Origin of the sequence: uncultured Roseovarius sp. (genome assembly GCF_913054395.1) — a bacterium.
Classification (GTDB): Bacteria; Pseudomonadota; Alphaproteobacteria; order Rhodobacterales; family Rhodobacteraceae; genus Roseovarius.
This window is the reverse complement of the sequence record NZ_CAJXIP010000135.1, coordinates 1-8,667: the sequence shown is the minus strand read 5'-3', so window position 1 is coordinate 8,667 and position 8,667 is coordinate 1. Positions and strand designations below refer to the sequence as shown.

Genomic DNA, 8,667 nt, shown 5'->3' with positions numbered 1-8,667 from the left:
GTTTGTCAGCCTTGGTGCCGAACGTGCCTTGGTGGTGCTGGTTTTCGCGGACGGTCATGTGGAAAACCGTCTGTTCACTCCTCCTGTTGGGCAAACGCCCAGTTCCATGCGGGAGGCGGCAAATTTCCTCAATGCGGTTGGCGAAGGGCGCACCTTGAGCGAGTTGGGCAATGCCGTTCAGGAAGAGATCAAAAAACGCCGTCAGGAGATCGACAGTCTGGCGGCTGATATGGTTGAAAACGGGCTCGCGCTTTGGGCTGATGAGGGTGGACAGCAAGAGCGTTTGATTGTGCGCGGCCGGTCGAATCTGCTTGGTACAGATGAAGAAGAACAGGACCTCGAACGCATCCGCACGTTATTTGATGACCTCGAACGTAAACGAGACATTGCTGATTTTCTCGAATTGGCGGAGCAAGGCGACGGCGTGCGCATTTTTATTGGCTCTGAGAACAAACTTTTTTCACTTTCGGGTTCCTCTTTGGTGGTCTCTCCATATATGAACGCTGACCGTAAGATCATTGGCGCGGTTGGTGTCATTGGTCCGACGCGCCTTAATTATGGGCGTATCGTGCCAATTGTCGATTACACGGCGCAACTGGTTGGCAAACTGATCTCGGACCGGAGTTAGAGGTAGAAAATGGCAGAGCCGAACAACGAAAGCTTTCTCGACGATATCGAAGAAGCAGCCGCTGAAGAGAACGAACAGAACGAGGCAGAGATTTCCGACGAAGCGTTGGAGCTTGATAGCCTGCGAGCAGAGCGCGATGCCTATCAGGACAAGTTCATGCGTGCGCTGGCGGACGCCGAAAACGCACGCAAGCGGTCCGACAAGGACCGGCGCGAGGCCGAGAATTACGGCGGGTCAAAGCTTGCGCGGGATATGCTGCCGGTGCATGACAATCTCAAGCGCGCGCTTGACACCCTCACCGATGAACAGCGCAAGGCCTCGGCCGCGGTTTTCGAGGGGATCGAACTTACCCTGCGCGAGCTTTTGAACGTGTTCACCAAGCACGGCATTACAGTAATCGACCCGCAAGTCGGGGATCGGTTTGATCCGCAGCATCACGAGGCCATGTTCGAGGCCCCCCTGCCCGGCACCAAGGCCGGCGAGATCATTCAGGTTTCGGGTCAGGGTTTTATGCTGCATGATCGCATTCTACGCCCGGCACAGGTTGGCGTGTCGTCCAATCGCGGCGCGTAACATTCAAGGCGGGCGTTAGCCCGCCTTATCCCCCGCCAATCCCTTGAGTTCATAAATCAGGTCCAGCGCCTCGCGCGGGCTAAGCGCGTCGGGAAGGATATTCGCCAAGCGGGCCTCTACCTCTGAGGAGCCCTGCGATTTGACCGGGATTGGTGCGGCGGGCATCGCGGAAAACAGCGGCAAATCGTCGATAAGCGCCTTTTGGCGGCTGCCGCCCTCGCGTTCGCCCTTTTCCAGCGCATCAAGAACCACGCGCGCCCGCGCCACGACCGCCTCGGGAAGGCCTGCAAGCTTGGCCACCTGAACGCCATAGCTTCGATCGGCGGCGCCGCGTCGGACCTCGTGCATGAAGATCACGTCGCCCTCGTGTTCCTTGACGGCCACAGTGGCGTTATCTACCCGCTCCAATTTGTCGCTCAGATTGGTAAGCTCATGATAATGCGTGGCAAAAAGCGCACGACAGCCATTTACGTCATGCAGGTTCTCAAGCGTTGCCCATGCGATACTTAGCCCGTCATAGGTGGCCGTGCCGCGCCCGATTTCATCAAGAATGACCAAGGCATGATCATCGGCCTGATTGAGAATGGCGGCGGTTTCCACCATTTCAACCATAAAGGTCGAGCGCCCGCGCGCCAGATCGTCAGAGGCGCCAACGCGGCTGAAAAGCTGGCTGACAAGGCCGATATGGGCGGATTTGGCAGGTACATAGCTTCCCATTTGCGCCAAAAGCGCGATCAGGGCGTTTTGCCGGAGGAAGGTTGACTTACCCGCCATGTTCGGCCCGGTCAAAAGCCAGATATCGCTGTCACCGCCAAGTTCACAGTCATTGGCAATAAACGGCGCGCCGTTCTGGGCACGCAGAGCGCGTTCGACCACCGGATGACGCCCGCCCTTGATGTCAAGGGTGCGGCTGGTGTCAACGATCGGCCTGCACCAGTTTTCCTGTACCGCAAGATCGGCAAGGGCGGTCGAAAGATCAATCTCGGCAAGCCCCCGTGCGACCTGTGCGATTGCGCCGAATTCGGCCAATATCGCGTCTTTCAGGGCATCATAGAGCCGCTTTTCAATCTCAAGCGCCCGCCCGCCGGCGTTCAGTATCCTGGTTTCCATTTCGCTGAGCGGCACGGTGGTGAAACGGACCTGATTGGCGGTGGTCTGGCGATGCTTGAAGGTTTCGTTCAGGGGCGCGGCCAGCATTTTCTCAGCATGGGTCGAGGTGACTTCGACAAAATAGCCAAGAACGTTGTTGTGCTTGATCTTGAGCGATTGAATTCCGGTCAGCGCGGCATATTCCCCCTGCATCGCCGCGATCACACCGCGTCCTTCATCGCGAAGCTGACGCGCTTCGTCCAGTTCCGCGTCATGACCGGGAGCGATGAAGCCGCCGTCACGTGCCAGGAGGGGGGGCTCTGCGACAAGCGCATGATCCAGTAGGTCACGCAATTTGTCATGACCGGCAAGGCCCTTTCTCGCCTCGTCAAGAAGCGGCGGAAGTGCCCGGTCGCCAAAAAGTCCGGCGATCTCTGCGGCCTGTTCAAGCCCGTTGCGGATGGCGGCCAGATCACGCGGTCCGCCGCGATCAAGCCCAAGCCGGGAAAGGGCACGATCGAGGTCCGGCACCTTGCGGAGAGCCGCGCGTAGATCGGCGGATAAACATGACTGTTCCACCGCAAAAGCCACCATTTCAAGCCGATCCTGGATCACGTCCAACACCCGGCTCGGGCTTGAAAGCCGACGCTCCAGCAGGCGCCCGCCGCCCGCTGTAACGGTGCGGTCGATTGTTGCCAACAGCGATCCGGCCCTGCCCCCGGCCAGCGCCTGGGTCAGCTCCAGATTACGCCGGGTCGCGGCGTCGATTTGCATCGCGCGTTCATGTTGTTCGCGCACCGGCGTGCGCAAAAGCGGCAGGTTGCCTTTTTGCGTGATCTCAAGCCATTCGACGATGGCGCCCATCGCCGCCACTTCGGGGCGGGTAAACTGACCAAATGCCTCCAGCGTGGTTACACCGAACAGCGCACAAAGCCGCTTTTCACCACCGGCACTGTCAAACGCCGAGCGTCCAAGAGGGGTAAGAGACGCGCCAGATTCAGTGACTATTTCACCTAAATCACCCTCATCACCGTCGGCTATCACCACTTCGCGCGGGGCAAGGCGCGCCAATTCAGGACCAAGCCGCGCAGCCGTCAGGGGCATGACATGAAACGCCCCGGTCGAGATATCGACCCAAGCCAAAGCACAGTCACCACGCACCTGAGCGAAAGCGGCAAGGTAATTATGACGCCGCGCCTCAAGCAGGCTTTCTTCGGTCAGGGTGCCGGGGGTGACAAGGCGAACAACGGCGCGATGAACAACTGATTTCGAGCCGCGCTTTTTCGCCTCGGCGGGGTCTTCCATCTGCTCACAGACAGCCACGCGAAACCCTTTGCGGATCAGCGTCAGAAGATACCCCTCGGCGGAATGGACCGGAACCCCGCACATCGCGATATCTTCGCCCAGATGCTTGCCGCGTTTCGTGAGCGCAATATCAAGTGCCTCGGCTGCTGCCGCCGCATCGTCAAAGAACAACTCATAAAAATCACCCATCCGATAGAACAGAAGCGCCTCTGGATACTGCGCCTTGATCTCAAGATATTGTGCCATCATCGGCGTGATTGTGGATGGTTGTGCTGTCACCTGTGCCCCCTTTTGCTGAGCGGGACCTTACAAATCCCCGACCGCCCGCGAAAGCCAAAACCGCGTTTGAGTTGAGGCCACGGCATTCCCCCGCTATGCAGGATGAAAATTCACTCAACGCACAGGCCCGAACATGGCAAAACAAAAACTGACCCGCGAAGAGGCACTTGCCTTTCACCTCGAACCGACCCCCGGCAAGTTCGAGATAACGGCCACCGTTCCGATGACGACGCAGCGTGACCTTAGCCTTGCCTATTCGCCCGGTGTGGCGGTGCCTTGCGAAGAAATCGCGGATCATCCCGAGCTTGCCTATGACTACACGAACAAGGGCAATCTTGTTGCGGTGATCTCGAACGGGACGGCGGTTCTTGGGCTTGGCAATCTGGGCGCGCTTGCGTCCAAGCCGGTGATGGAAGGCAAGGCGGTTTTGTTCAAGCGCTTTGCCGATGTGAACTCGATCGATATCGAGCTTGATACCGAAGATCCCGAGGCGTTCATCAATGCGGTCAAATTAATGGGGCCCACCTTTGGCGGCATCAATCTTGAGGACATCAAGGCGCCCGAATGTTTTATCATCGAGCAGCGCCTGAAAGAGGTGATGGATATTCCGGTCTTTCACGACGATCAGCACGGCACGGCAGTGATCTGTGCGGCCGGTTTGATCAATGCGCTGCATCTTTCGGGCAAGAAGATCGGCGATGTCAGGATCGTTCTGAATGGGGCCGGTGCGGCCGGTATTGCCTGTCTCGAACTGTTGAAATCCATGGGGGCCAAGCATGACAACTGTATCATGTGCGATACCAAGGGCGTGATCTATCAGGGTCGCACCGAGGGCATGAACCAGTGGAAATCGGCCCATGCCGCCGCCACCTCGCTGCGCACGCTGGAAGAGGCGATGGACGGGGCGGACGTGTTCCTTGGGGTGTCGGCCAAGGGTGCTGTCACCCAGGAAATGGTTGCCACGATGGCTGAAAATCCGGTGATTTTCGCCATGGCCAACCCCGATCCCGAGATCACCCCGGAAGAGGCCCATGCCGTGCGCCCCGATGCGATCGTTGCCACAGGCCGTTCCGATTATCCCAATCAGGTGAATAACGTGCTTGGTTTTCCCTACCTGTTCCGCGGCGCGCTTGATGTACATGCCCGTGCGATCAATGACGAGATGAAGATCGCCTGTGCCGAGGCCCTGGCACGGCTGGCGCGCGAAGATGTGCCCGACGAAGTTGCGATGGCCTATGGGCGCAAACTTTCGTTCGGGCGCGATTATATCATTCCGGCGCCGTTTGATCCGCGTCTTATCTACACGATCCCGCCTGCGGTGGCGCAGGCCGGAATGCAGACCTGCGCGGCGCGCCGTCCGATCGTTGATATGGATGCCTATGAAGTTTCCCTGAAGTCCCGGATGGATCCGACGGCCAGTATCCTGCGCGGCATTCATGCCCGCGCCCGGAATGCACAGGCGCGGATGATCTTTGCCGAGGGCGACGACCCCCGCGTATTGCGCGCCGCCGTGCAGTATCAGCGCAGCGGTCTGGGTAAGGCACTTGTGGTTGGTCGTGACAGCGACGTGAAGGAAAAGCTTGAGGCGGCAGGCCTGGGCGACGCCGTGAGAGAACTTGAAGTGGTGAATGCCGCCAAGTTGGGCCGGTTGGATGACTACAAGGAGTTTCTGTACAAACGGCTTCAGCGCAAGGGATTTGACCGGCACGATATTCACCGTCTTGCCGCACGCGACCGGCACGTGTTCTCGGCGTTGATGCTTGCGCATGGGCATGGTGACGGGCTTGTCACCGGGGCGACGCGCAAATCGGCGCATGTGCTTGAACTGATCAATCACGTCTTTGACGCCGATGCCCAACATGGTGCTGCCGGGGTGACGGCATTGCTTCATAAGGGGCGGATCGTTCTGATCGCCGACACGCTGGTGCATGAATGGCCTGATGAAGAGGATCTGGCCAATATCGCCACACGTGCCGCCGGCGTTGCCCGCCATCTTGGTCTTGAACCGCGGGTCGCGTTCGTCAGCTTTTCTACATTCGGCTATCCGCGGTCTGAACGGGCCGAAAAGATGCACCGTGCCCCCAAAGTGCTTGAGGCACGCGGCGTGGATTTCGAGTTTGAAGGCGAGATGACCGTTGATGTGGCGCTTAATATCGCTGCGCAAGAGAACTATCCGTTCCAGCGCCTGACCGGACCTGCGAATATCCTTGTGGTGCCGGCACGTCATTCGGCGTCAATTTCTGTCAAGCTGATGCAGGAAATGGCGGGCGCCACCGTGATCGGGCCAATCCTGGCAGGTGTGGACAAGTCGATACAGATCTGTTCGTCGAATTTCACGGCCAACGATATTCTGAACATGGCGGTGTTGGCGGCCTGTAAGGTGGGGTGACGTTCGCGCCCGAGGCGGGCGACAGGATTTGAGTATTTATGGAATGGTGAAACAGGGGATGAGCATGATCTTTAACCTTGGGTCCATCAACTCCGACCATATCTATGGCCTGCCTCACCTGCCCGGTGCCGGAGAAACCCTTGCGGCCGACAGCTATTACCGCACGCTTGGGGGCAAAGGCGCCAACCAGTCCGTTGCTGCGGCGCGTGCCGGGGCGCGTGTTTGTCATATCGGCGCGGTTGGATCCGATGGCGGTTGGATGGTTGATCTACTTGGGGAATACGGTGTCGAGGTTTCCAATATCGTGCGTCACGAGGGGCCTTCCGGCCATGCGGTTGTTTATGTGGATGCTGCTGGCGAGAATTCCATCGTGATTTATCCGGGCGCAAATCGTGGCCTTGGCCTTGCGGATGTCACGACAGCGCTGAGTGCGGCGTCGCCAGGGGATTGGCTTATGATGCAGAACGAAACCAATCTACAGGTGGAAACCGCGCGTCTTGCGCAGGGCGCTGGAATGCATCTTGCCTATTCTGCGGCGCCATTTGACGCGGATGCCGTAGAGGCAATTCTGCCGTTTGTCAGGCTTTTGATTCTGAATGACGTTGAGGCCCGGCAGCTTGAAAGGGCCATAGGCGCCATTGCGGTGCCGCAGCTTTTGATCACGCGCGGGGCCGAAGGTGCCGATTGGCATGACAATATATCTGGCGAGGTAATTTCAGTCCCGGCATTTGATGTCACGCCAGTGGACACGACCGGCGCGGGCGATACATTTGTGGGGTATCTGATCGCGTCAATTGCGCAGGGCCTCGCGCCCGGCCCCGCGCTAAAACGAGCCTCAGCGGCGGCGGCGCTTCAGGTGCAACGACCAGGCACAGCCGAGGCGATACCTACCGCCGAGGAAACGGCGGCGTTTCTTGCCTAGGACTGTCCGGCAAAGGGCGCGTCACCGCCCCAGAGTGCGCGAACCCGCGCGTCGCGACCACAGGCTTTGCGGTATAGTTTATAGGCTTTGGCCTTGGTGCGCGGGCCGAAGCGGGTGATGACCAGGGCGGTGCTTTTATAGTAATCCTGATGGCCGCTGTCGGCCGCATAGAACGTGTTCAGGGGCAGAATCGGGGTTACGATCTCTTGGCCAAGCGCCTTTTCCGCCGAAGCCTTTACGGCTTCAGCAGCGTCTTTTTCCGCCGTGTCAGAGACGAAAATGGCCGTTCGATAGCTTGCACCGCGATCACAGAACTGTCCTTTGGCATCCGTTGGGTCGACCGAACGGAAAAACAGATTCAACAGCGATGATCGCGTGACCTTATCGGGATCAAAGGTGATCTTCACCGCCTCAAAATGCCCGGTATTGCCCTTTGATACCTGCCTGTACGTCGGATTCGCGGTTTTTCCGCCGGTAAAGCCCGATACAGCGCCAATCACACCGGGGACTTTTTCAAAATCGGCCTCGACGCACCAGAAGCATCCGCCGGCGACGACAAGCTCTTGTGCTTCTGCTGCATGGGCCCGATTGGAGTGAACGCACAGCCCGACTGCGATGAGCATGGCCAACACGGCCGCCTTGATCTCTCGTTTTTGAAGTAACATCGCTCTGCCCTCCTTTATTAACGTAATCCTGCCGTAAAAGGCACCTCACGCCAAGCGACGTCCCCGTGAGGTCACGCGCAGTTGAGCAATATTTCGCCCTTGGCTTGGCTTGGGCGGCTCACTAGGCTTGGCGTGAAACAGGGGGACAGAATGGACGAACACCAGACCACGCATCAGGCCGAAGAAGACGCGCGCAATGATCAGATCAAGATCTGGCTGAACGGCCGGATCGTGCCCAAGGCAGAGGCGCTGGTCAGCGTCTATGACAGCGGCTTCATGCTTGGTGACGGCGTGTGGGAGGGGCTGCGGCTTTATGATGGCAGCTGGGCATTCGCAGGCGAGCACCTTGATCGGCTTTTTGAGGCGGCGAAGGCGATTGACCTTGATATCGGGATGACCCGAGAAGAGGTATTTCAGGCCATAACAGACACGCAAAATGCCAATGAAATGACAACCGATGCACATGCCCGCCTTATGGTGACGCGCGGGGTGAAAACCCGACCGTTTCAACACCCGTCGCTAAGCCGCCAAGGGCCGACGGTCACCATTATCATGGAGCATTCGAAACCCAAGATTGCCCGCCCGATCCGCCTTGCGACGGTGCCGCATATTCGCGGATTGCCGATGACGCAGGACCCCAAGCTGAACTCCCATTCCAAGCTCAACTGCATTCTGGCCTGCATTGCGGCTGAGAAAGCGGGAGCGGATGAGGCGCTGATGCTCGACATCAATGGCTTTGTGAACACCACCAATGCCTGCAACTTTTTTATTGTGCGCAACGGCGCGGTTTGGACCTCGACCGGGGATTACTGCATGA

At 58.5% G+C, this 8,667-nt stretch carries 6 protein-coding genes and 1 pseudogene; 5 read left to right on the top strand and 2 right to left on the bottom strand.

Annotated elements, in window-relative coordinates; translation table 11 throughout:
- A pseudogene (gene hrcA / locus QZ522_RS15385) lies at positions 1 to 628 on the top strand (heat-inducible transcriptional repressor HrcA); the annotation flags it as partial.
- Between the two features lie 9 nt (positions 629 to 637).
- Positions 638 to 1,201 (top strand): nucleotide exchange factor GrpE, encoded by a 564-nt coding sequence (locus QZ522_RS15380; RefSeq protein WP_294613504.1) that lies wholly within the window; start codon positions 638 to 640, stop codon positions 1,199 to 1,201.
- A gap of 15 nt (positions 1,202 to 1,216) precedes the next feature.
- Here QZ522_RS15380 and mutS read toward each other — a convergent pair whose 3' ends face one another.
- Entirely contained in the window at positions 1,217 to 3,844 is a 2,628-nt protein-coding gene (gene mutS / locus QZ522_RS15375; protein WP_294613507.1) for a DNA mismatch repair protein MutS, read from the bottom strand.
- A 163-nt stretch (positions 3,845 to 4,007) separates the two neighbouring features.
- Between mutS and QZ522_RS15370 the strand changes: the two genes are divergently transcribed.
- Positions 4,008 to 6,263, top strand: coding sequence for an NADP-dependent malic enzyme (locus QZ522_RS15370; RefSeq protein ID WP_294613501.1), 2,256 nt, complete (start codon positions 4,008 to 4,010; stop codon positions 6,261 to 6,263).
- 64 nt (positions 6,264 to 6,327) lie between these two features.
- Positions 6,328 to 7,185, top strand: coding sequence for a ribokinase (locus QZ522_RS15365; RefSeq protein ID WP_294613498.1), 858 nt, complete (start codon positions 6,328 to 6,330; stop codon positions 7,183 to 7,185).
- Here the strand turns inward: QZ522_RS15365 and msrA are convergent.
- Positions 7,182 to 7,850 carry a peptide-methionine (S)-S-oxide reductase MsrA gene (gene msrA, locus QZ522_RS15360; protein WP_294613495.1) on the bottom strand — a complete coding sequence of 223 codons (669 nt, stop codon included), beginning with the start codon at positions 7,848 to 7,850 and terminating at the stop codon, positions 7,182 to 7,184. The genes QZ522_RS15365 and msrA overlap by 4 nt on opposite strands.
- 150 nt (positions 7,851 to 8,000) lie before the next feature.
- Here msrA and QZ522_RS15355 point away from each other — a divergent pair.
- Positions 8,001 to 8,667, top strand: a 667-nt coding sequence (locus tag QZ522_RS15355; protein ID WP_294613492.1) for an aminotransferase class IV, incomplete at its 3' end; no start/stop codon positions are given.